Source organism: Streptomyces scabiei 87.22, assembly GCF_000091305.1.
Taxonomy (GTDB): domain Bacteria; phylum Actinomycetota; class Actinomycetes; order Streptomycetales; family Streptomycetaceae; genus Streptomyces; species Streptomyces scabiei.
Genome location: NC_013929.1, coordinates 4,507,651 through 4,529,552 on the forward strand (window position 1 = coordinate 4,507,651; position 21,902 = coordinate 4,529,552).

The window sequence follows — 21,902 nt, forward strand, 5'->3', positions numbered from 1 at the left end:
GTGCGCGGGGGCTTGCGGCCTGCGGGTGTGGCCGGGGGCGCGGACCGAGGGCGGGAGGGGCGCGTCGGGGGAGCGGCGCGTGGATGGAGGCGGGTCAGCGCCGCAGGTAGGCCAGCACCGCGAGCACCCGTCGGTGGTCGGTGTCGCTGGAGTGGAGTTCCAGCTTGTCGAAGATGTTGCCGATGTGCTTCGACACGGCGGCCTGGCTGACCGACAGCAGCCGGGCGACGGCCGAGTTGGAGCGGCCCTCGGCCATCAGGGCGAGCACCTCCGTCTCACGAGGCGTCAGGTCACGGACGGAGCTGCGTCCGCGGCGGCTGCCCAGCAGCCTCCGTACGATCTCCGGGTCGATCACGGTCTCGCCGTCGGCGACGCGTTGAGCCTGCGAGACGAAGTCGAGGACGTCCCCCACCCGGTCCTTGAGCAGATAGCCCACTCCCGCGACCCCGGGCCCGGCGTCCGCGGCACCGAGCAGTTCGGCGGCGTAGTCCGCCTCCAGGTACTGGGAGAGCACGAGGACGCCGACGCCGGGGTGCTCGTGCCGCAGCGCGACCGCCGCCCGCAGCCCCTCGTCACGGAACCCCGGAGGGAGCCGGACGTCGACCACGGCGAGTTCCGGCGCGTGCTCACGCACGGCGGCCAGCAGGGACGGAGCGTTGTCCACCGCCGCCACGACCTGGTGGCCGAACTTCACGAGGATCTGTACCAGCCCTTCGCGCAGCAGGGCGGAGTCCTCGGCGATCACGATGCGCACGGTATCTCCACGTGTAACAGGGTCGGCCCGCCCACCGGGCTCGACAGATGAACAGTGCCCTCCAGGGCCGCCACCCGGTCCGCGAGTCCCAGCAGCCCGCTGCCCTCCTCGGCGTCGGCGCCGCCGCGCCCGTTGTCGTGCACCTCCAGCACCAGCAGCGGGCCGGTCCGGCGCAGCGAGAGCCGGGCCTCGGTCGCCTCGCTGTGCTTCGTGACGTTGGCCAGCGCCTCGCACGCCACGAAGTAGGTGGCCGCCTCCACGGCTTCCGCCGGCCGGTCCGGGAGCTCTACCTCGACCGTCACCGGCAGCGGGGAGTTCTCCGCGAGGACGGCGAGCGCGGTGGGCAGGCCCCGGTCGGTGAGGACCGCGGGGAAGATGCCGTGCACGAGGTCGCGCAGCTCGGTCAGGGTCACCTTGGCCTGTTCGTGCGCGCGCTCGACCAGTTCCCGTGTCTCGGCGTCGGCGTCGGCGACGGCCAGCCGGGCCAGCCCGAGCGTCATGATGAGCCCGGTGAGCCGCTGTTGCGCCCCGTCGTGCAGGTCCCGTTCGATACGGCGGCGCTCGGCGTCGTACGCGTCCATGATCCGTGCCCGGGACCGCACCAGCCGTCCGATGTACTGCTCCTCGCCCGCGCCCGGCTCGGGGGTGCGCCTGCCCAGCAGGAACACGGTGGCCCGGGCTCGGACCCGTGCGTAGCGGGTGAGCACCAGGTGGGCGAGGACCAGGCAGACCCCGCCGCACAGCACCAGTACGCAGGCCTGCGCGTCGGTGTCGGCCCGGAACACCGCCACCCGCAGGCCACCGTCATGGGTGAGGCGGCGCAGCAGCGGTGCCGTCAGCAGGGCACCGCAGAGGGTCACGGCGGCGAGGACGGCCAGGAACTCGACGAGGGACAGCACACCGTGGAGCACGGCATAGCCGAACTCCCACCACGTCGCCCGTTCGGTCAGCCGCTGCCGCACCCAGGCGAGGGGGCCACCGCCCGTACGCGGTGTACGGGCCGGGCCGCCGCCGGAGCCGGTGGGGAGGACAGCCTTCCCCAGCCCCGTCGCCCCGCCGAATCCGCCCCGTTCTCCGGTGAACAGCCGCAGCCGCAGCCGCTCGGCGGCCCCCAGCGGCAGGCCCGAGAGCAGCGCCGCGCAGAGCGGGACCACCCCCACCGCGAGGGGCAGCGTGGCCACACCGAGCGCCAGCAGCGTGCAGCAGACGACGAGCCACGTGAGGCCGGTGGGCAGACCGGTGGCCAGGTACAGCGCCGCCCCGGCCGACCGCGCCGACCGTTCCCTCAGTCGCGCGTACCTGGTTTCGCGCGCCACTCCCACCCTCGTCCCCGTGCCGGGGGTAGAGCGGTCTCCACCCCGGCTGTCGACCGGTCTCTACCGACAACGCCCGTCGCAGAGACTTGACTTGACGCATGCCGACTCCGCAGCCAGCCCTCGTGCCTCACGTTACTACCCGCCCGTCGCCCGCCGTCCGGCTGCGTGCGCTGTCCAAGGTGCACGGCCGGGGCGCGAACGCGGTCACCGCGCTGCACGAGGTCAGCCACGACTTCCCCGAAGGGACCTTCACGGCCGTCATGGGGCCGTCCGGTTCCGGCAAGTCCACCCTCATGCACTGCGCGGCCGGTCTGGAGCCGCCCACCTCGGGCGGCGTCATGATCGGCGGCCGGGACATCGCGGGCTGGTCCGAACGGCGGCTGACCCGGTTGCGCCGCACCCGCATCGGTTTCGTCTTCCAGGAGTTCAACCTGGTCCCGGCCCTGAACGTGGCCGACAACGTGGCGCTGCCGCTGCGGCTGGCCGGGCGCAGGCCCGACTCCGCGCGGCTGGCCGACCTGCTCTCCCGTGTCGGTCTCGCCGACCGCCGCCGGCACCGGCCGGCGGAGCTCTCGGGCGGGCAGCAGCAGCGGGTGGCGGTGGCCCGGGCACTCGTGGCACAACCCGAGGTCGTCTTCGCCGACGAGCCGACCGGTGCGCTGGACCGGGCCTCGGGCCGCGATGTCCTGGCCCTGCTGCGCGACGCCGTCGACGGCCTCGGCACCACCGTCGTCATGGTGACCCACGACCCGCAGGCGGCGGCCTGGGCGGACGAGGTGCTGGTCCTCGCGGACGGCAGACTCGCGGACCGGCTGACCGGAAAGAGCGTCACACCCGACACGATCGCGGCGCGGCTCGCCGCGGTGGGGAGCTGAACGCATGTTCTCCCTCGTCGTCCACTCCTGCCGGTCCCGCCTGGGGCAGTACGCGGGCTCCCTGATCGTGGTCGTCATGGCGTCCGCGCTCTTCACCGCGCTCGCCACCATCGTGGACCGGGTTCAGCTGGCCGGCCTCGGGCACGGACCGGAGCGGTCCGCCGAGTCCCTGATGGGCCTGGTCGGCGGCACGTCCGGGCTGGCCGCCCTGCTGCTGGTCGGCAACACCCTGTCGCTCGTCGTCCAGCAGCGCCGGCGCGAGATCGGCGTCCTGCGGACCATCGGCGCCTCACCGGCGCAGATCCGTGCCGAGATCGTCGCCGAGACCCTGGTGATCGCGCTGGTGGGAGGGGTCGCCGGGGCCGTCGCCGGCGGTGTCGCCGCCGGGCCCGCCCTGCGCTGGCTCATCGCCCACCAGGTCTTCCCGCCGGGTCCGGAGGCGGGGTTCTCCCCGCAGGGCTTCGCCATCGGGGTGCTGGGCGTCGTGGCGGTCGCCGTGCTCGCCGCGCTCGCCGCGGTGTACCGGCCCACCCGGACCCTCCGCTCACCGGTCTGCGCGAGGCGGAGATCGAGCGGCGCGTCATGCCGATCGGACGCGCGGTCGCGGCGGTGCTCACCCTGGCCCTCGCGGGGGCGGTCTGGCAGCGGTACGAGACGAAGCCCGGCGCGGGCGAGGCCGTCAACGGCGCCATGGCCCTGTGCCTGTTCCTGCTCGTGTCCGCCTGGCTGCTCGCTCCGCTGCTGGTGCGCCCGCTGGTCGTCCCGGGCGCGCTGCCGGGGCGCCTGCTGTCCCGGTACACCGGGCAACTGGCCGCCGTGACCAGCGCGCACGCCGTACGGCGGGTGGCGGCCATGTCGGGTCCCGTCCTCATCGCGGTGGGCCTCGGCGCGGCACTGCTGTGCAGCGGCTCGGCGTCGGAGGCGGTCATCCGGAGCCGGACCACCGCCGAGGCGTCCGCGACGGCCGTCCCACCGGGGACCCCGGTCGCGGCCCTCTCCCGTACGACCGCTTCCCACCCGACCCTCTCTCCGGCCGGCCTTCCCCCCACGGCCCTCCCGCTCACGGAGGTCGCGCGCACGGGCCCGTGGTCCACCGGCGTGTCGGCCGAGGCGGCGGCAGCGGCTTCGGCGGGACCGGGGGCCGACGGTGCCGGTGTCGGGGCGATGCGCGAGCAGCAGCGGCGGAACGAGGTGGGAACCCGCGTGCTCATGGCGCCGCTCCTCGTCTTCTCGGCCGTCGGCATCCTCAACACCCTGCTCCTGGCCACCCGGCAGCGCCGTGGAGAGTTCGCCGTCCTGCGGCTGACCGGTGCCACCGGGGCCCAGATCCTGCGCATGCTGTTCTGGGAGTCGGTGGTGGTCGTGGTCGGGGGTGTCGTCACCGCGGGCGCGGTGCTGGGTGTCTACCTGTCGGTACTGGCACGACGGCTGGCTCCCTACGGGGTGGACCTCGCCTCCCTCGTACCCGCCGGATCGCTGCTCCAAGTGATCGTCTGCTGTGCCGCGTTGGGTCTGCTCGGCGTCCTGGTGCCGGGCGCCCTGGCCCTGCGCGTACGCGCGGTCCAGGCGACGCGGGGCCGGGATTGAGCGGGGACGGCTGCGGGGTACAGCTACCTTCGGCGCACTGAGCGGGGCCGCCTGACCAGCGGCTCCGCAGCGCCATGGAGCAGGTGGACGAAACCGAGGGGAGCCCTGCTGTGATCCGAGTACTGGTGGCGGAGGACATGCATCTGCTGCGGGAGGCGCTGGTGGGCGTGTTACGGCTGGAGGGCGACATCGATGTCGTGGCCGAGCTGGACCGGGGCGACCAGATCATCGAAAGCGCCCTGGAGACCGTGCCCGACGTGGCGCTGGTCGACATCGATCTGCCGGGGACGGACGGGATCACCGCGGCGGCCCGGCTGCGCGAGCTTCTTCCCCGCTGCCGGGTTCTCGTCGTCACCGGGCTCGCGAGCCCGGGGAACATACGGCGCGCCATGGAGGCCGGTACGGCCGGCTTCCTGCTGAAGGACACCCCGCTGGACCAGCTCGTGACCGCGATCCGGCGCGTGGCCACGGGCGAACGGGTGATCGACGTGGAACTGGCCACCGTCGCCCTGAAGGGCAGTGCCAGTCCGTTCACCAGGCGCGAGGCGGAGATACTCCGCTTCGCGGCAGAGGGTGCTCCCGCCCAGGAGATCGCCGGCCGGCTCCGCCTGGAGCTCAGCACGGTGCGGAACTACCTCTCGACGGTGGTCGCCAAGTCAGGTGCCAGAAACCGAGTCGACGCCATCAGGATCGCGATGGCGGAAGGCTGGATCTGATGGAGTCCAGGGGATCAGCCGGCTCTTCGCCCGCACCGGCCTTCGCCCCCTGACGAGTCCACCGGGCAGTCCGGTGACGGTGTCGGGCACCACCGCTTCGAGCCGGAACTCGGCACGCTCCCCCGTCCCGCGACGAGATACGCGCAGGTCGCCCCCCAGCGCGGCCACACGCTCGGAGAGGCTGGGCAGTCCCACGCCGGGCGAGGAAACACGGACGTCTCGCGCCGGAGCCGGGCCGTTATTGATGATCAGGAGAGTGACCGAAGAATTCCTTCGGAAAAGCCGCACGACACAGTAATCGGCCGTGCTGTGCCTGAGCACATTGCTGATGCCCTCACGCAGCACGGCCGCGAGAACACTGCTCGCCCGGTGGGTGAAATCGACACCGAGAGACGAGAACCTGGGATCGATTCCGGCGGCCTCGAGTACCGATCGGGCCGATTCGAGCTCTCTGTCCAGTGAGAGATGGTGGTGATCGTGCGCGACCTTCCGCACCTCCGCGTGCGTGCCCCGGATCACCTCGATGACCTGGGAGAGTTCGGCACGGGCGCGGCCAGGACTGTGTTCGACCAGCCGATAGGCGAGTTCGGACTTCGTGGCGGCGGTCGAGAGGCTGTACCCGATCAGATCGTGCAGATCCCGGGCGAACCGCAACCGCTCATTGACGACCGCGAGCCTGGCGTCCTCCCCACGAGCGGCCTGAAGGCGTTCGGCGAGCCGGGCCAGACACGCCACGCCACGCTGAGAAACGACACTCCGGTCGACCCGGTGACCAGCACGGACAGACTCGTCGCGCCGACCGCGTGCGCGTCCGCCAGCACCGCGCCCGCCTGCGCGACACCGACGGCGCCCGCCAGGACCCAGGCCGCCCCGCCGCGCACGGTGATGAGAAACGTTCCGGCCAGCAGGCCGGAGATCCCCGCCCATTCGTCACGCATGACCGGAAGAGGAACCAGAACCAGAAAGGACTGCAACAGAAGGAAGGCTGCGGGAAACGAGCCGGAGGACGGCCCCAGCGCGCGGGCACAGTGCCGAAGTTGCAGGCCGAGAAGGAGCGTCATCCACACCGCGACCACCGCACCCGCGTACGCGCCCGATCGCCAGTCCAGCGCGGGGACGAGTGCGCGCAGGGACAGGACCGTGGAAATACCTGCCATACCGCCCAGGGCGAATCTCCGTATGCGGGCTGAAATATCGACTTCGGCTTCTACGCACCCCGGCGATAAATCCCCCACACGGACACATACCCCCAGGTCCCACTGTTTGACCTATCGTCACCGCTGATGCTTTTCAGCCGATGACTTACATCCTCGCCAGTGTAATCAAATGCACATGCGAATGTAATGATCGGAATCTTCTACTCACTGCACACCCTCCGCAGCGCCGGTCGCCGGTTCGTCTGGGTGGCCGCCACCTTCTGTACGTCCGCCAGGAGGCCCGGTACGTCGATGTCGTCGCCGGACGCCGCGCGGGCGATCGTCAGGAGGACCGCCTCGTAGAAGGCGTCGCGGACGGCGGGGGGCATGACGTCGGAGGCGTCGAGGCAGCGGGGGCCCGTGCCGGTGAGGCGCGCGGCGATCTGGCGTTCCACGGGGCGGTCGCGCGGTCGCACCCGGCGGTTGGCCGAGAAGACGTCCGCGGCGTCGGCCCATTGCTGCTGGCCCTCCCGCGAGGCCAGCCGTTCGATCAGGTTCCGGGCCTGCGGGCGGTCGCTGAACAGCGCGGCGAAGTCGCCGGTCACCTCGTGGGCCCGGACCCGGTAGGGGCCGCCGGGCAGCAGGGGTGCGGAGTCCATCAGGCCCGCCCGCCGCCGCTCGTCCCCGTAGAAGGAGCGGGCGAAGGAGCCCTGGTGCTCCAGCGCGCAGTCGTCCGCGCCCTCGAAGAGCAGGCCGTGCCCGTCGGGTGGGCCCCGGTGATCGGTGAGCAGGGCCCGCCGGGCCGCCTTCTCGTCCTGGCGCAGCAGCCCGGCCCACGCCTCCCACGCCTCCCGCACCGCCGGCCCGGTCCACGGCACGCGGGGGTCGCCGAGCGCCCACCCGTCGTAGACGTCCGGGCCCTCCCGTTGCAGCACGAGGTCCTCGATCCAGTCGCTGCCGGGCCAGCCGGACGCCCCGTCGTCGCCCATCCCGATGCACCAGCGTGCCGGCGGGGCGGGCGAACCGGCCGGACGCTCACCCTCGCGGTACCAGACGATGCTCTTCAGGTCCGCCTTGACGGGCACCCAGTACGCCTCCTGCGCGGGCTCGTCCACCGGCTGCCACGGGGCCCCGTACTCGTCCTCGGCGTAGAGGCCGTTCAGCGACCTGAGACGGCCCTGGGCCGCGTACTCGGCGAGTTCTCCGACGCCCGGCATGATCGCGATGTCGGGCGGCTCCCCGGACTGCACCTTGGACAGCAGCACCTCGCGCTGGGCGGCGGTGCCCTGGTACTCGAAGGGGACACCGAAGTCCCGCAGCACGGCCTCGAACTGCTCGCCCTGCTCGTCGGTCCACGGCCCGAGGACGGTCACCGGCTCGTCCTCCCGCTGCGACCAGACCGCCACCATGCTGCCCGCCGAGACCAGCAGCAGCGCCACCAGCAGCACCAGCAGCTTGAACCGGCGGGTCACCGTCGCCTCCAGTAGTCGCTGTCGAGCCGGAGTCCGAGCCCCACCACGGGCAGGACGACGAGCAGCAGGCCGCCGGTGAGGGTGCCCTGGTACACGCGGACGGTCCAGGTGTCGTCGGCCAGGACGTCCCGGACCTCCTCGGACCGCTCCGTGACGGTCTGCTGGTGGCCCTCCAACTCCGCTCCCCCGCCCTTACTTCGGGAGACCTTCGTGATCTCCCGCAGCTCCCCGGCCACCCGGTCGAGGCCGGCCTGCGCGGACGACATCGTCAGCAGCGGCACGACCCCGAGCAGCGCGGTCAGCGCGAGGGCCGCCAGCAGGTACGGGTTCCAGTCGCGGCCGCAGCGGTCGCGCAGCACGAACAGCGCGGACAGCAGGGTCAGCGCCAGGGCCAGCAGGGCGAGTTCGGCCAGCCACCAGCCGCCGCGCTGCAACCACCCCTCGGTGGCGGTGACCTCGGCGTGCCTCGTCTCGATCCGCTGCATCGCGTCCAGGCGGGGTACGAGTCCCACGCCCCGGCGCAGGAGCAGCGAGTGCGCCTCGGCGAGTTTCTGGTCGCGCATGAGCGGCCGGTCGCGGTACATGGCCGTACCGAGGTTGAGGGAGTTGCCGTAGGTGGCGAGCAGACCGTTGACGGTGCCCAGGTCCTGGTCCGTACGGTCCGCGATCCGGGACAGTCCCTGGTCGGCGGCGGAGAGCTGGGCCCGGTACGCCTCGCCCGTGCCCGCGACGTCGACGAGTTCGGAGGCCACCAGCGCGCGGGCCTCGTGGTCGGCGCGCAGCAGCGCGAGGCGGGTCGCGGCGAGCCCCTGCACGGCCGGCGCCTCCTCGCCGGCCAGCGTGTGCGCTCCGCCCTGGATCTGCCGGCAGGACACGAACAGGGCGGCGGCCGCCACGACCGCGCACACCGTCAGGACCAGCAGATGCGCCTCCAGCAGCCACCGCGTGCGCCGCCCGCGCAACCGCGCACGCCAGAAGGCGCCCAGGGAGTAGGGCGCGTGGCGCCGGCCGACGGCGTACGAGGAGCGCGGGGCGCGGCGGGAGTGGTCGTCGGTCACAGCAGTCTCTCCCCGCAGGCGACGCAGTGGCGGGCCTCGGCCCCGGCCGGGGTGGCGCACCGTCCACAGCGCGGGCCCGGCAGGGGCCCGGCGCCGTCGGTCAGGGACACGGGTCGGGACCCGGCGCGCAGGATCATCGGCCCGAGCGTGTCGGCGTCGACGGCGCGCCGCAGCCGGACCCGGCCCGCCGGCGCGTCCTCGATGTCGGCGACCGCGCGGATCTCGTCCAGCACCCAGTCCGTGCCGAACCGGTCCGCCAGCCGCGCCGCCCTCCCCAGGTGGCCCCGGGCGGCCTCCCGTCGCTCCTCGCCGAGGGCGACGAGTCCTCGGCGCAGGGCCTCCCGCATCACGGTGGTGGACTTCTGCTCGCGCACACTGGCGGCGCCCGCCGGCAGCTCCGGCGGGGGCGGTCCGGGGTGGTGCCAGCGGGCGGTGACGGCCGCGTGGACGTCGCCGACGGAGACCATGGCGAACTGCAGGTACGTCTCCAGCGGGTCGTTGTCGGCGTCGGCGACGAGGGTGAGGAGGTAGTCGCGTCCGCCCTCCTCCCACTGGTACGTCGGAAAGCTCCACCGGTGCGGCCGGCCGGGCCGGGGCAGCCCGCCGAGGCGGTGCGGCCGGGGTGCCTTCTCGTTCAGCGCGACCTGCCGCACCGAGGGCCGTACGGTCACCTCGATCGGCAGCTGAGGGGCGTGCACCCGGCGCAGCCGCCGGATCGCGGCGGTGATCGCCGTGCCGAGCCCGTCGTCCACGAACTCGGCGGTGCCGTGCAGCCGTTCGGCGAGCGTCAGCAGCGGTTCGGGGCTCCAGTCCGCGCCGAGGGCGAGGACGTCGCAGGTGAAGTGCCCGGCGCACGCGTCGAGTTCCTGCTCCAGACGGGTATCGCCGGGGGCGCTGCTGCCGTCCGTGATCAGCAGCAGATGGCGTACGGACAGGGGGCGGGCGGCGAGCAGGGTGCGGGCCCGGGCGGCCCAGGCGGCGTATCCGGCGGGGCGCGGGCCGTCCCGGTGCAGCGGGATCGCGCCCGTCGCGAAGGCGGCCCGGCGTTTCTCCCGCTCGTCGGCGACGGCCCACACGGCGTCGCCCCCGGGATGGCACCGGACGGGCTCGGGACCGGCGCCCAGCACGGTGAAGGAGATGCCGTCGGGCAGGGCGCGCAGCGCGGCGGGCAGGGCGTGCCGGACGGCCGCCCGCAGGGGCTCGGCGACATCGACCGCGATGATCACGGCGAGTTCGATCGCGGGCAGTTCGGCCGGCGCGCCGCCGGCACGGACGTCGACCCGCAGATGCGCCTCGATCTTCGCGCTGCGGTGCGGGCGCAGATCGCGGCCGAGGTCGACCCGCAACCGGATCTCCGGGCGCGAGGGGCGACGCATTCCGGGTGGGGGTGGGGGCGGGGGCGGACTCGGGTGCGGGGTCGGGGACGGAAGCGGGGTCGGGTGCGGGCCCACGGTCGGGTGCGGGCTCGGGTATCGGCCGGGGTCTCCGTCCGGGTCGTGTGTCACCGTGGCCTCCTCGTCGTCGCCGTCGCCGCCGTCGCCGCCCGCGCCGTCGCCGTCGCATCCCGTCGCCGTCGCCTGCCCGTCGGGCACTCGCCCCTGGCCGGCCCTGTCGTCGCCGTGGCCGTCGCCAGAGCCGTCGCCGTCGTCACCGTGGCCCCCTCGTCGTCGCCGTCGCATCCCGTCGCCGTCGCCTGCCCGTCGTGCGGCCTTGGTCGGCACTGTCGTCGCCACCATGGCCGTCGTCAGAGTCACCGTCACCGTCGCCGTCGTCGCGGTGCGGACCGTGCGGATCCGGTCCCGTCGCCCGGGCGCCTCGGAGGCATCCCGCGCGCCCGTACACCCGCCCGCCCGCATCCGCACACCCCTCACACCACCGTCTGCGGCCGGACCGCCTGCAGCAGGTCCACGAGGTGTTCGTGGGTGGCGGCCGATCCGTCGTGCCGGGCGGCCAGTTGGCGGTAGTGGGACTCGATCCGCGCCCGCAGCCGGCGCTCCCGCGCGCTCAGGCCGCGCAGGCTGCGGGGGTCGAGCCGGCCACCGCCCCGGGGGCCGGGGCGGTCGTCGCGGCTGTAGAGGGCGTCCAGCTGCCACTCGTGCAGTTCGGTGCTCAGGCGCAGCGCCTCGTCCTCGGACAGCCCCGGCACCCCCGCACCGGGTTCCCGGCGTACCAGGTCGCTCAGTTCGGCGAGCGCCGCGTCCACCTCGCTGGGTTCGGGCAGCGGCTCGGTGTCCCGGGGCAGCCGGGCCGCGCGGATCCGTAAGGAGGCGATACGGGTGACGGTGTGGTCCAGGGTGCCGGGGCGGACCCGGGCGAGGACGTGCAGGGCGGCCCGGCGGTCGCCCGCGCGCAGGGCGAGCCGGGCGAGGCCCAGGGCGGCGCCGCCGTGGGCGGGGTTGCGGGCGAACACGGCCTCGTACAGCTGCCTGGCGGTGGGCCCGGCCGTGTCGTCGCCGAGCCGCTCCCCGCAGTAGGCGAGGGCCAGCTTGGGCGCGTACTCACCAGGCAGTTCCAGCCGGACCGCTGTGAAGTGGCCCTTGGCCGCCGCGACTTGCCGCGGATCGCCGTCCAGGTCGGCCCGGCGCAGCGCGACCAGGGCGCGGTGCCACTCCAGCCGCCACCGGCGCACGGCCGACGGCCCCGGCAGGGAGTCGGCGGTGTCCAGTTCCTCCTGGGCCCGCTCCAGGTCGTCGCGTGAGTCCCGGCCCAGCAGGACACGGACGTTGTGCAGGCGGATCTCCACCGAGGGCGGCTTGCCGTCCTCCTGGTCGAGGAGGCGGCCCGGGTCGTAGCCGCTGCTCACCTCGAAGCGGGTGGTCTGCGGGTCGCCCGGGTAGCGCCGGGGCACCGGCAGCCGGCGGGCGATCTCGGTGGGGGTGGGCGCGCCGAGGTCGAGGGCGGGGGCGAGCGGCGGGTCGTAGCGGTCGCGCCGGGGGCGCTCCAGCCAGTGTTCGATGCCGGGGACCGTACCGAGCCGGGCGCCGAGGAGTTGCGGGGACGGCCAGAAGTAGTCGGAGGGTTCGGGCGGGTCGCTCTTGCCGCGCAGGGCCCGGATCTCCCGCAGGGCGCCCCGCAGTTGGCCGGCCATCTCGCGGGCGTCGACGAAGCGCAGGCCGGGGTCGCCGCGGGTGGCGCGGTCGACGACACCCCGGAAGGAGGCCGTGCCGAGGCCGGGCACCTCGTCTACGGCCCAGCCGGCGAGTTCCCGCAGGGTGACTCCGACGGTGTGCAGGTCGTGGGCGGTGGTGGGCATGGGCGCGAACGCCGTCTCCGGCGCCATGTAGTCGGGGGTGACATGGGCGGGCGGCTGGCTCTGGCCCTGCTCCCGCATCCCGCCGAGGTCGATGACCTTGACGCCGTCACCGTGGTGCACGACGTTCGAGGGCTTCATGTCCCCGTACACGAAGACCCGTTCGCCGCCGGCGTGCAGATGGACGAGGGCTTCGAGGATCTGGCAGCCGTACGCGGCGACGTGCTCGATGTCGAGGACGGACTCCCCGCGCCGGGTCTCCTTGACGACCTTCTCCAGGGTGCCGTCGCCCACGTCGTCCATGACGATGTAGCCGCCGGTGACCTGGCCGCCGTCGTCGCGCCGGGCGACGAAGTCGCGGATCTGGACGATACGGGGGTGCCGGATGGCGACGAGGTTGCGGCGTTCGACGTCGGCGAGCCTGGCCCCGTCCTGCTCGTAGCGGTTGAGCATGCCCTTGACGGCGACGACGTCCCCGAGATGGGTGTCCTCGGCGAGGTAGACCCAGCCCTGGCCGCCGTGCGCGATGGGCCCGAGGATCCGGTACTGGTCGCGCAGCACGTCGCCCGCGGCGAGTTCGGGCCGGTACGAGTAGGGCACCCCGCAGGCCGGGCAGTACCCCTCGACCGGCACCCGGCCCACGGTGTAGGGCGGTGCGAAGGTGATGCCGCACTCGGGGGACGAGCAGCCCATACGGACCCGCAGCGGCGCCTCGGGGTCGATGAGGCGTTCCCGCGCGGGGCGCGGCGCCCGCTCGGGCAGGGCGAGCAGCTCCGCGGGGCCGAACGCACCCGGATCCTCGGGCAGGGCGGGCAGCCGGGGGCCGTCCTGAGCCCGCCCGCACACGGCACAGTGCCCGGTGGGCAGCACCGTGCCGCCGCAGGGGGCGCCGGTGAAGCGCCGGTGCGGGCAGGGCGTCCCGCGCTCGCCGTCCGGATCCGGGCCGGACGACGCCGACGGGGAGGGCGGGGCCGACGGGACGGGCAGGGCGGACGGGGCTGGCATCGCGGACGGGGAGGGCGGCGCGGACGGGGAGGGCGGCGCGGGCGGCGCGGAGGAACCCGTACCCGGGCCGGGGGCGGGCCCCGGATCAGGCCCCATCTCGGGCCGGGGCCCCGGCCCGACCTCCTCCCCCGGCCGCCTCCGGCCCCTCATGTCGCGTCCCCGGAGCGCCGCAGGTCCCCGCGCAGGGTCCTGATCAGCTCGCGCAGCCGGGTGAGCCGTCCCTGCGGGTCCCGGTCCGGGGTGGTCTCGTCGATCAGACGGCGTTCGGCCCGGCGCCGGTCGGCCGTCTCGGTCATCGAGCCGAGGGAGGCGCTGTCGACGACACCGTGCCGGACCGCGCGGCTGAACTCGGCGCGCTCCAGCCGGGCGAGGAGGGTGTCCGCGTGGGCGAGGAGCGCGGGTTCGAGGAGCCGGTCACGGGCGGCGGTCCAGCCGGTGCCGCCCTCGTGCCGGAAGACGAGCAGCAGCCGGAAGCCGAACGACCCTAATCGGGCGAGGAGTTCGATCAATGGCCCCGGCTCCGGCTCCTCGTCGAGGCCGTCGACGAGGACGGTGACCGGGCCACCGGACACCAGTCCGCCGGACACCGGAGGGCCGGACACCGGGGCGGCCGTCCGCGCGGGCCGGGGCCGGGTGCCGAGCAGCCAGTCCCAGTACGCCAGGTACTGGCCGGGCGGGAAGGCGATGTGGCCCAGGGCGTGGTCGGCGAGGTCCGGTCTGCCGGACGTGCCGCCCCGGTGGACGAGCGCGGCCCGGTGCGCCAGATGTCCCAGGGAGCGTTCCTTGCCGCTGCCCGGGGGCACCACGGTGATCTTCACCGGTTCCTCGTCGGGGTCGTCGAACCAGCGGGTCAGCCGTTCCTCGAAGTCATGGTCCCAGGCGTACGGACCGCTCAACTCTTTTATCAGGGGCGAGAGTTCGGCGATGCGCTCGACGGGGATCAGGTACGAGAAGGCGAGCCGGTTGTTCTCGGGCAGCAACTCCCCCATGTCACCTCGCCAGCTGACGACCAGTCCGACCACGCGCGCGGGGCGTCCCTCGCCGGGCCGGGTGCACACGGCTGCGCCGCTGAAACCCTTGCGCACCACCTCGGCCCTGGTGACGGCGTCCAGTTGCACCCGCTCACCGCTGACCCCGCCGATCCGGCCCCACAGGGACATGCCGTCGTCGAAGCCCTCCGCGTACCCGGTGGCGGACACCTCCGCCCCGCCCCACAGCGCGGTCTCCAGCCGGGCGGGACGCGCCCGCGGCCGTGGGCTGTCCAGCCGGAGGACGGCGACGTCCTCGCCGCCCCCGGGTCCGTCGGGCAGCCAGCCACCGGGCGCGACCCGCGCGGACACCGGTTCGAGGTCACCGTTCTCGGCGAACTCCAGCCACATCACGGCGTCCGGATCCCGCACCACGTGCGCGCAGGTCAGCGCCGTGTGCTGGTCCACGAGCACGCCGGCGCCGCAGACGGGTCCGTGCGCGTCCCCGCGCCGCAGCCTGAGCCTCCAGTCCGCACGCAATTCCCCCATGCTGCCTCAGACTACGCGTGGGGCATCGTGCGTCCCTAGACTCTGTAACCAACTTGGACGGGCCGATCGACGCACACGACGGGATGGTGACATGGGCGAACCCGAACCGGTCGGCCTCGCGGAGGCCATCGGCACGGTCCGCGCGGAGCTGGCCAGGGCGCAGGCCGAAGGCGCGGCGAGCGACTGGCGGTTCAGTGTGGAGCAGGTCAGCCTGGAGTTCTCGGTCCAGTTCCACCGGGGCGGCGAGGGCGGCGCCGGCCTGCGTCTCGGCGTGGTCGAGGCGCGCCTCGGCGGGTCGGTGAGCCATGACTCCACCCACCGCGTCCAGGTCGACCTCAAACCCCTCCCCGGCCCCGGCGGCCACCACCACGAGGTGAGCCGCGACACCCCCGCCGCACCGGGCCGCCCGGGCCCGTCGCAGGGCTCGCTCTCCCGCGAGGATCCGCCGGACGGCGCCTAGAACCGCCCCCGGCCCGCTGCACCGGGACCGTCCCGGGGCCCTTCCGGTGCCCCGCCCCGGGCGGCCGCCCCGGACGGCCGCCGCAGCCGGGCGGCGGTGACGCGTCCGGCGCGTGACTGGGCGAAGACGTACGCCTCGTCGCCGATCGCCGCGAGCAGCACGTCGTGGACGACCCGCGCGAAGGTGGCCACCACCGTGAGGTGGTCGCCCGTCACGGCGTCCCACACGCGTACGGTGCCGGAGGTGTCCCCGGTGGCCAGCAGGGGCCGCCCGCCGACCGTGGCCAGCGACAGGCAGGTCACCGCGGCCCCCGGGTTGTCGGCCGGCGTCACGAGCCCCCCGGTCGCCAGGTCGCGGACCCGGATCCGACGGCCGGCGGCGGAGACGTGGACGTCCCGCCCGGCGACGGTACCGAGGGCCGACCCGGCCGCGCCGCACGGCAGTTGCGTGAGCTGCTTGCCCTTCACCGGGTCCCACAGCCGGAGCGCCTCGCCGTGGACGGTCGCGAGCACGGTCCGCCCGGCCACCGTCCCGAACGTGAGCGCGGTCAGCCGCCCGAAGGACTCCAGGGTGGCGAGGACGTCCCCGGTGGCGGCGTCCCACACGGTCACCGGCCCGCTGGTGTCCGCCTCGGCGAGGAGGTCGACCCGTCGGGCCTCGGCGGCGGGCCTGCCGGGCAGGAGGACGCGGCGGCCCGTGTCCCCGTAGGCCACGAACCTCGACCAGCACGCGGGGTGTCTGCGCAGTCGACGCACCGCCGAACCGGTCGTCGGGTCGCACAGGACGACACCGTGGCCGATGCCCGCGACCGCGATCAGCGGGCTGCCGTCCACCGTCGCCGGGGCGACCGCGACGCCCCGGCTCCCTCCGTGCCGGTGGTCGTCGCAGAGGGGCAGGGAGGTGCGCGCCGTCGTCCGTCCGGTGAGCGGGTCCGTCAGCCGGACCTCGTACGGGCCGCCGACCAGCAGGAGCGGTGTCCGCCCGTCCGTGCCGAGCGCGAGTCCGCCGGCCCGGAAGCCGCCCACGTCCGGGGACCGGGCGGGGACGTCCAGCAGCACGATTCCGTGGCCGTCCTCCGGTGTCCGGTCGAAGCCGCCGGTTCTGGTCGTGGCGAGCACGGTCGTGCCGTCGACGGTGCCGAAGGCGCCGGTCAGGACGTGACCGAGGTGGGCGGAGAGCGCCGCGACCGACCGTCCCGCGAGCGTGCTGACGCGGACCTCGACGTCGTCGCTCCAGGCCCCGTCGGACCGGGGGGCGACCGTCGCCACAACCGTCTCACTGTCGGAACGGTCACCGGCGCCCCCGCCACCCGCGTCGCCCCCGCCGGCGCCATCACCTCCATGACCGCCCTCCAGGCGTCCGAAGGCGAGGACCGACTCCGACTCCCGCACGTCGAAGCGTTCGACCCGGCCTCCCGCCGAGCCCTTCGAGGGGTCCCACAGGAAGAGGGTCTGCCGCCACTCACGGTTGTCCCACCCGGTCGCCTCCTCGGCGACGACGGCCAGCACCTCACGCCCCTGGTGGGCGACGGCGGCGAGGAGCCCGGTGAGCGGGGGCACCCTGTCCCGCAGCGGCTCGCCGGACCACCGGGCCACGGGCTCGCCGGTGGTGGCGTCCCACACCCGCACCGTGTCGCCCCCGCAGACGGCGGCCACGGCGGTCCGTCCGGCGACGGTGAGGACGGCCACGCCCGACATCACCTCGTCGCCCGCGCACAGGGCGGCGAGAGGGTCCCCGGTGAGCGGATCCCACAGATCGACACCGCCCGCGTCCTCGGCGTAGCGCCCGCCGGGCCGGCCGGAGCCGTCGTCCGCCTCGAATCCGTGGGCGACCGCCAGCGCCCGACGACCGTCGTCGAGGGTGGCGAAGGCGGCCGCCCGCGCGTGCCCGGCGGGCACGGAGAACACCGCCGACGGCTCGGCCGTACGGAGGTCCCAGATCCGCACCAGCCCGTCCCGTGTGCCGGCGGCCAGCACCGGACGGCCGTCGACGGTGCCGAACTCCAGCAGCGTGCACGCGGCGCGCAGGGGCGGGGCGAGGGTGGTGAACGGTTCACCGGTCCGCGCGTCCCACAGCCGTATCCCGCCGTCGCGCCCCCCGCTCGCCAGCACCGGCCGTCCCTCGACCGTGCCGAACGCCAGCACGTTCAGCCGCGTGTCGTCCCGCGTGGGATCGTCCGCGTGCCCCGGCAGCCGCCGGTGGAACACCGTACGACCGCCCCCGCCCGCCCACAGGGGGTCCCAGCCCGCCTCCTCGGCGAGACCGAGCCCCGGGTGCGCGGCCGGGCCCCCGGGTCCGTCGAACGCCTCCGGTTCCTCGCAGAGCGCCATCGCCTGGAGCACGGCGGCACGGTCGTCCGGCGCCGCGGCCCGCAGCCGGTCCAGGGCCCGCCAGTAGGCCCGCAGCAGAGGTGAGCGGGAGCGGTCGACGCGGTGGAGGACGCGGGCGAGCCGGTCCGGGTCGGCGGAGGCGAGGAACCGGGCGTCGTGGGCCAGGTCCGCCGGCGCCACCACGTCGTCGTTGTCACCGTCGGGCCGTTCGCCGAGTTCCATGGAGCACCTCATCGCACGGGGGGCGGTACCGCTGAGCACCGCTGGGCGGTGGGCGGTGGGCGGTGGGCGGTGGGCGGTGGGCACGGAAAATACCGCAATCGGTTCCGGTGACGCCCCGTACCATCGGCCCGACTCCCGTACGGGCACGGGACCATGACGACGAGGCCGGGAGCGAACCAGGATGTCCCACCCACCTGACCCGCGGCACGTCGAGCACCCCCGACTCCTGGACCAGGGACACCCGTTCCGCCAGTGGAAGACCTGGCGCGTCCCCGGCACCGGCCTGACCCTGACCGGTTACTCCCGCGCCAACGACAAGACGTTCTTCCACCTCCCCGAACTGCGCTGCTCCGTCGATGCCGGGCTGGCCGAGGGCCGGCAGGTGGAGACGGTGCTCCTGACCCACACCCACCTCGACCATTCCAAGGACCTGGACTATCTCGCCGCCAGGGACGCCGGGGTGGACATCTATCTGCCGGCCGCCGCCGAACCGTACGCGGCGGCCTACCTGCGCGCTGCGAGCGAGCTGAACCACGGGGCCGGCTTCGACGCGTCCCGCGCCCCGGACTGCCGTCTGCACGGGGTGCGTCCGGGCGCGGAGTTCTCCGTGGGCCGCCGCGGGGAGTACGCGGTCCGGGTCGTCGAGTGCCTGCACAAGGTGCCGTGTGTCGGCTACTGCTTCGCGGAGAAGAAGACGGTCCTGAAGCCGGAGTACGAGGAGTTGAAGGCGTCGATGGTCGCCGCCGGCCGGGCGGGTGAGTTCGGCCGGATCATCGCCGAGCGGCGCAAGGAGGGCCCCGGTACGGTCGATCAGGAGATCCGCCGCCCCGCCTTCGCCTTCCTCGGCGACACCCACCCGAGCGTCTTCGCGCGCAACCCCTGGCTGTTCGACTACCCGGTGGTCATCACCGAGTGCACCTATCTCGACGACGAGCGGCTCGGCCGGGCCCGGCAGGTCGGGCACACCGTGTGGAGCGAACTGCGTCCGGTGGTCGAGGCACACCCGGAGACCCTGTTCGTGCTGACCCACTTCAGCCTGCGCCACTCCGACCGTGAGGTCGTCGAGTTCTTCCGCCGCGAACGGGAGAAGGGCGGGGCCGGACATCTCGACAACGTCGTGCTGTGGGCCCACGCCGAGAGCCGTCTGCCGGAGCAGCACCAGAAGCGGGGGTGACCGCTCGGCCGGCCACGGGCGGGGCCGGCCCGCCCGTCACCGTGCGGCGGCACGGCCCCGCTTCCGGACCCGTCGGTCAGGGGCGGCCCAGTGCCCGGTAGTCCCACCCCGCGGCCCGCCACTGTGCCGGGTCGAGGGCGTGGCGTCCGTCGACGATCCGGCGCCGGGCCACGACCGCGCCCAGGGCGTCCGGGTCGATCTCCCGGAACTCGGTCCACTCCGTGAGCAGCACCACCACGTCGGCCCCGGTGGCCGCGGTGAGCACGTCCGTGCCGTAGTGCAGGTCCGGGTAGACGCGGCGGGCGTTCTCGACGGCCGCCGGGTCGACGACGGTCACCTGCGCGCCGGCCTGGTGCAGGGTTCTGGCCACATCCAGGGCGGGCGCGTCACGGATGTCGTCGGAGTTGGGCTTGAACGCCGCCCCGAGCGCGGTCACCTTGGCTCCGGCCAGCTCGCCGCCGGCCAGTTCGCGGACCAGGTCCACCGTGCGGGCCCGGCGGCGCTGGTTGATGGCGTCGACCTCGCGCAGGAACGAGACGGCCTGACCGACTCCCAGCTCCTCCGCACGGTGGCTGAAGGCCCGGATGTCCTTGGGCAGGCAGCCGCCGCCGAAGCCGAGGCCGGGCTTGAGGAACCGGCCGCCGATCCGGTCGTCGTAGGCCAGCGCCTCCGCGAGACCCGTCACATCGGCGCCGGTGGCCTCGCAGACCTCCGCCATGGCGTTGATGTACGAGATCTTGGTGGCGAGGAACGAGTTGGCGGCGACCTTGACCAGCTCCGCGGTGGGCAGGTCGGTGACGACCACCGGGGTGCCCTGGGCGATCACCGGCGCGAAGGCGGCGCGCAGCTGCTCCTCGGCCCACGCCGACTCGGTGCCGAAGACCAGTCGGTCGGGTCGCATCGTGTCGTCGACGGCGTACCCCTCGCGCAGGAACTCGGGGTTCCAGGCGAGTTCGACGTCGGCTCCGGCCGGGGCCGTCCGCCGGACGATCTCCGTGAGCCGGGCGGCGGTGCCCACCGGGACCGTGGACTTGCCGACCACGAGCGTGCGCCGGCGCAGGTGCTGAGCCAGTTCCTTGACCGCGCCGTCGACATAGGTCATGTCCGCCGCGTACGAGTCCCGCTGCTGGGGCGTGCCCACGCAGACGAAGTGGACGTCACCGAACTCCCCGGCCTCCGCGAAGCTGGTGGTGAACCGCAGCCGGCCGCTGTCGAGGGCCTTGGCGAGCAGTTCGGGCAGTCCGGGCTCGAAGAACGGCACCTCGCCCGAGCTCAGCCGGTCGATCTTGACGGGGTCCACGTCCACACCGAGGACGTCGAAGCCCAGCACGGCCATGCAGATGGCGTGGGTGGCGCCGAGGTAGCCGGTGCCTATGACGGTGAGGCGGGGCGCGGTTCTGTCGGTGTCGTCCGACCAGGTCATGGTGGTCTCCAGGGGTGTTGCGGGACAGGTCGAAGCGAGGGTGGGCGGGTGCGGGGCCGCGTGCGGGGGCGGTCAGGAGGCGCAGTCGACGTTGGCGAGACCCTCGCCCGCGTCCTTCGCCTTGTTGTCGCAGGTGACTTTGTTGCCGTCGGTCGTGAGGTGGAAGCCGTAGCCGGGCCCGTCCACGTTCGCGGTGTTGTCCTTGAAGATGTTGCCGGTGCCCCAGCCGTTGACGAGCTGGTGGGTCTGGAAGCCGTCCTCCGGGGAGTTGCTCCCGGTGTTGCCCTGGAGCAGCCAGCCGTTCCCCTTCACGTCGACCCAGGAGTCGTTGTTGTGGGAGCCGCTCAGCTTCGATCCGTCGAACGTGTTGTCGATGACCTTGCCGTCGCTGGTGCCTTCCTTGATGTCGATGGACTCGGCGGTCGTGTCCCTGATGTCGTTGCCGAGCACGACGTTGCGGTCGCTGGCGTCCGTCTTGCAGTCGCTCACCGTGCACCAGTTGGACTTGGACGTGCCGATGTACACGCCCTCGCCGTACTTCTCGCGGCGCAGCCCGGTGTCGCGGATGGTGTTGTCCCGGACCATGTTGTCCGAGCTGAAGTTCCGCAGGTGGATGGCCTCGTCGCCGATCTGCTCGACGGTGAGGCCCTGGATGACGGTGCCCACCGTGCCGTCCGCCATCACGCCCTTCTGGGCGTTGCGGACGGTGAAGCCCACCAGCCGCCAGTTGCTGACCCGGTCCAGGTGGAAGGCGTACCCGTCGTCCGTGTCCCCGCCGTCGACGACCGCTCCGGCACTGCCGCACAGGAAGATCGGCTTCTCGGCGGTGCCGGAGACCTCGGCGGTGAAGTTGCCGGCGTAGACGCCGTTGGCGAGGGCGATGCTGTCGCCCGGTCGCGCCTGGGCGAGGGCCTGTTCGAGCGTGGTGGCGTCGCTCACCTTGACGGAGGCGGCCGGGCAGGTCACCGCCGCCTCGGGCACCGAACCGCTGGTGGCGTGCTCGGTCGGGGCCGGTTCGGGAGCGGCCGTGCGGGTCGGCAGGACCGACGGCTCGTCCGAGGTCGGTGAGATGACGGACTCCCGGGGCCCCGCGGTGGTCGCGCCGGCCGTCACCTCCGGCTCCGACGATCCGCCGTCCCGCGTCACCGCCACGACGAGCGCCGCCAGCGCGAGCAGGAACGCGCCTCCGGCCAGCCAGACGGCCGGCTGCCGGGCGGAGCCGCGCTCGGGGGCGGGCGCCCCGCCCGGCCCGGCCGGCTGCCCGATCGGCCTGGTGGGCTCGCCCGACTGCGGCGAACCGCCCGACTGCGGCAGCACGCTCGGCCGGGGCGGTTCGCTCGGCAGAGGCGGCTCGATCGGCCTGGTGGGCGCGCCCGTCCGGGACGGCCCGTCCGGCTCGGACGGGCCGCTCGACGCGGGCGCCTCGGCCGACGTGGGCGGCTCGCTCGACGGGGACGATTCGCTCGACGCGGGCGGCTCGTTCGACGTACGCGATTCGCTCGACGTAGACGAATCGCTCGGCCCGGACGGTTCGTGCTGCCCGGACGGTTCGTTCTGCCCGGACGGTTCGTTCGACGTGGGAGGTTCGGAAGGCATGAACAGCAACT

Annotated in this window: 18 protein-coding genes; 6 read left to right on the forward strand and 12 right to left on the reverse strand. The window is 74.0% G+C overall.

The features are described 5' to 3' along the window. Window positions 1-94 precede the first annotated feature (94 nt). The gene (locus SCAB_RS19095) at window positions 95-745 is read right to left on the reverse strand and encodes a LuxR C-terminal-related transcriptional regulator (protein ID WP_013001714.1); all 651 of its coding nucleotides are present in this window, start codon (window positions 743-745) and stop codon (window positions 95-97) included. Then, window positions 742-2,070, reverse strand: coding sequence for a sensor histidine kinase (locus tag SCAB_RS19100; RefSeq protein WP_013001715.1), 1,329 nt, complete (start codon window positions 2,068-2,070; stop codon window positions 742-744). Before SCAB_RS19100 ends, SCAB_RS19095 begins: the two co-directional genes overlap by 4 nt. A gap of 98 nt (window positions 2,071-2,168) precedes the next feature. Between SCAB_RS19100 and SCAB_RS19105 the strand changes: the two genes are divergently transcribed. From SCAB_RS19105 to SCAB_RS19115, 4 genes are all read left to right on the forward strand, one after another. Beyond that, window positions 2,169-2,945, forward strand: coding sequence for an ABC transporter ATP-binding protein (locus SCAB_RS19105; protein WP_046774503.1), 777 nt, complete (start codon window positions 2,169-2,171; stop codon window positions 2,943-2,945). 4 nt (window positions 2,946-2,949) lie between these two features. Then, window positions 2,950-3,765, forward strand: coding sequence for an ABC transporter permease (locus SCAB_RS45000; protein WP_078580138.1), 816 nt, complete (start codon window positions 2,950-2,952; stop codon window positions 3,763-3,765). A 389-nt stretch (window positions 3,766-4,154) separates the two neighbouring features. Continuing rightward, complete coding sequence (locus tag SCAB_RS49280) at window positions 4,155-4,532, forward strand: ABC transporter permease (RefSeq protein ID WP_308057811.1); 378 nt, start codon at window positions 4,155-4,157, stop codon at window positions 4,530-4,532. Window positions 4,533-4,642: 110 nt separating this feature from the next. Further along, window positions 4,643-5,248: a response regulator transcription factor gene (locus SCAB_RS19115; protein WP_037729791.1), complete on the forward strand. Its 606-nt coding sequence runs from the start codon at window positions 4,643-4,645 to the stop codon at window positions 5,246-5,248. Here SCAB_RS19115 and SCAB_RS45005 read toward each other — a convergent pair. From SCAB_RS45005 to SCAB_RS19150, 7 genes are all read right to left on the reverse strand, one after another. Next, window positions 5,189-5,902 (reverse strand): sensor histidine kinase, encoded by a 714-nt coding sequence (locus tag SCAB_RS45005; RefSeq protein WP_158512243.1) that lies wholly within the window; start codon window positions 5,900-5,902, stop codon window positions 5,189-5,191. The two genes, SCAB_RS19115 and SCAB_RS45005, sit on opposite strands and share 60 nt — an antisense overlap. Then, window positions 5,872-6,324 (reverse strand): hypothetical protein, encoded by a 453-nt coding sequence (locus SCAB_RS47350; protein ID WP_158512244.1) that lies wholly within the window; start codon window positions 6,322-6,324, stop codon window positions 5,872-5,874. Before SCAB_RS47350 ends, SCAB_RS45005 begins: the two co-directional genes overlap by 31 nt. A gap of 281 nt (window positions 6,325-6,605) precedes the next feature. After that, window positions 6,606-7,856 carry an extracellular solute-binding protein gene (locus SCAB_RS19130; protein WP_013001718.1) on the reverse strand — a complete coding sequence of 417 codons (1,251 nt, stop codon included), beginning with the start codon at window positions 7,854-7,856 and terminating at the stop codon, window positions 6,606-6,608. Continuing rightward, entirely contained in the window at window positions 7,853-8,914 is a 1,062-nt protein-coding gene (locus SCAB_RS19135; protein WP_013001719.1) for a hypothetical protein, read from the reverse strand. The genes SCAB_RS19130 and SCAB_RS19135 overlap by 4 nt, the downstream gene beginning before the upstream one ends. Next, the gene (locus SCAB_RS19140; protein WP_231885078.1) at window positions 8,911-10,674 is read right to left on the reverse strand and encodes a hypothetical protein; all 1,764 of its coding nucleotides are present in this window, start codon (window positions 10,672-10,674) and stop codon (window positions 8,911-8,913) included. Before SCAB_RS19140 ends, SCAB_RS19135 begins: the two co-directional genes overlap by 4 nt. Before the next feature lie 107 nt (window positions 10,675-10,781). Then, window positions 10,782-12,857: a tetratricopeptide repeat protein gene (locus tag SCAB_RS19145; RefSeq protein WP_013001721.1), complete on the reverse strand. Its 2,076-nt coding sequence runs from the start codon at window positions 12,855-12,857 to the stop codon at window positions 10,782-10,784. Between the two features lie 458 nt (window positions 12,858-13,315). Then, window positions 13,316-14,686, reverse strand: a complete 1,371-nt coding sequence (locus SCAB_RS19150) for a S1 family peptidase (RefSeq protein WP_013001722.1) — start codon at window positions 14,684-14,686, stop codon at window positions 13,316-13,318. A gap of 91 nt (window positions 14,687-14,777) precedes the next feature. Here SCAB_RS19150 and SCAB_RS19155 point away from each other — a divergent pair, with 91 nt between their 5' ends. Continuing rightward, on the forward strand, window positions 14,778-15,146 hold the full coding sequence (locus tag SCAB_RS19155) for a trypco2 family protein (RefSeq protein ID WP_013001723.1): 369 nt from the start codon (window positions 14,778-14,780) through the stop codon (window positions 15,144-15,146). On the opposite strand, the gene SCAB_RS19160 is transcribed toward SCAB_RS19155, so the two are convergent. Next, the gene (locus tag SCAB_RS19160; RefSeq protein WP_013001724.1) at window positions 15,143-17,698 is read right to left on the reverse strand and encodes a WD40 repeat domain-containing protein; all 2,556 of its coding nucleotides are present in this window, start codon (window positions 17,696-17,698) and stop codon (window positions 15,143-15,145) included. The genes SCAB_RS19155 and SCAB_RS19160 overlap by 4 nt on opposite strands. 181 nt (window positions 17,699-17,879) lie before the next feature. Here SCAB_RS19160 and SCAB_RS19165 point away from each other — a divergent pair, with 181 nt between their 5' ends. Continuing rightward, window positions 17,880-18,872 carry an MBL fold metallo-hydrolase gene (locus SCAB_RS19165; protein ID WP_013001725.1) on the forward strand — a complete coding sequence of 331 codons (993 nt, stop codon included), beginning with the start codon at window positions 17,880-17,882 and terminating at the stop codon, window positions 18,870-18,872. Window positions 18,873-18,948: 76 nt separating this feature from the next. On the opposite strand, the gene SCAB_RS19170 is transcribed toward SCAB_RS19165, so the two are convergent. Both SCAB_RS19170 and SCAB_RS19175 read right to left on the reverse strand, forming a co-directional pair. After that, window positions 18,949-20,295: a UDP-glucose dehydrogenase family protein gene (locus SCAB_RS19170; protein WP_013001726.1), complete on the reverse strand. Its 1,347-nt coding sequence runs from the start codon at window positions 20,293-20,295 to the stop codon at window positions 18,949-18,951. A 72-nt stretch (window positions 20,296-20,367) separates the two neighbouring features. Further along, complete coding sequence (locus SCAB_RS19175; RefSeq protein WP_231885081.1) at window positions 20,368-21,891, reverse strand: right-handed parallel beta-helix repeat-containing protein; 1,524 nt, start codon at window positions 21,889-21,891, stop codon at window positions 20,368-20,370. Window positions 21,892-21,902 lie beyond the last annotated feature (11 nt).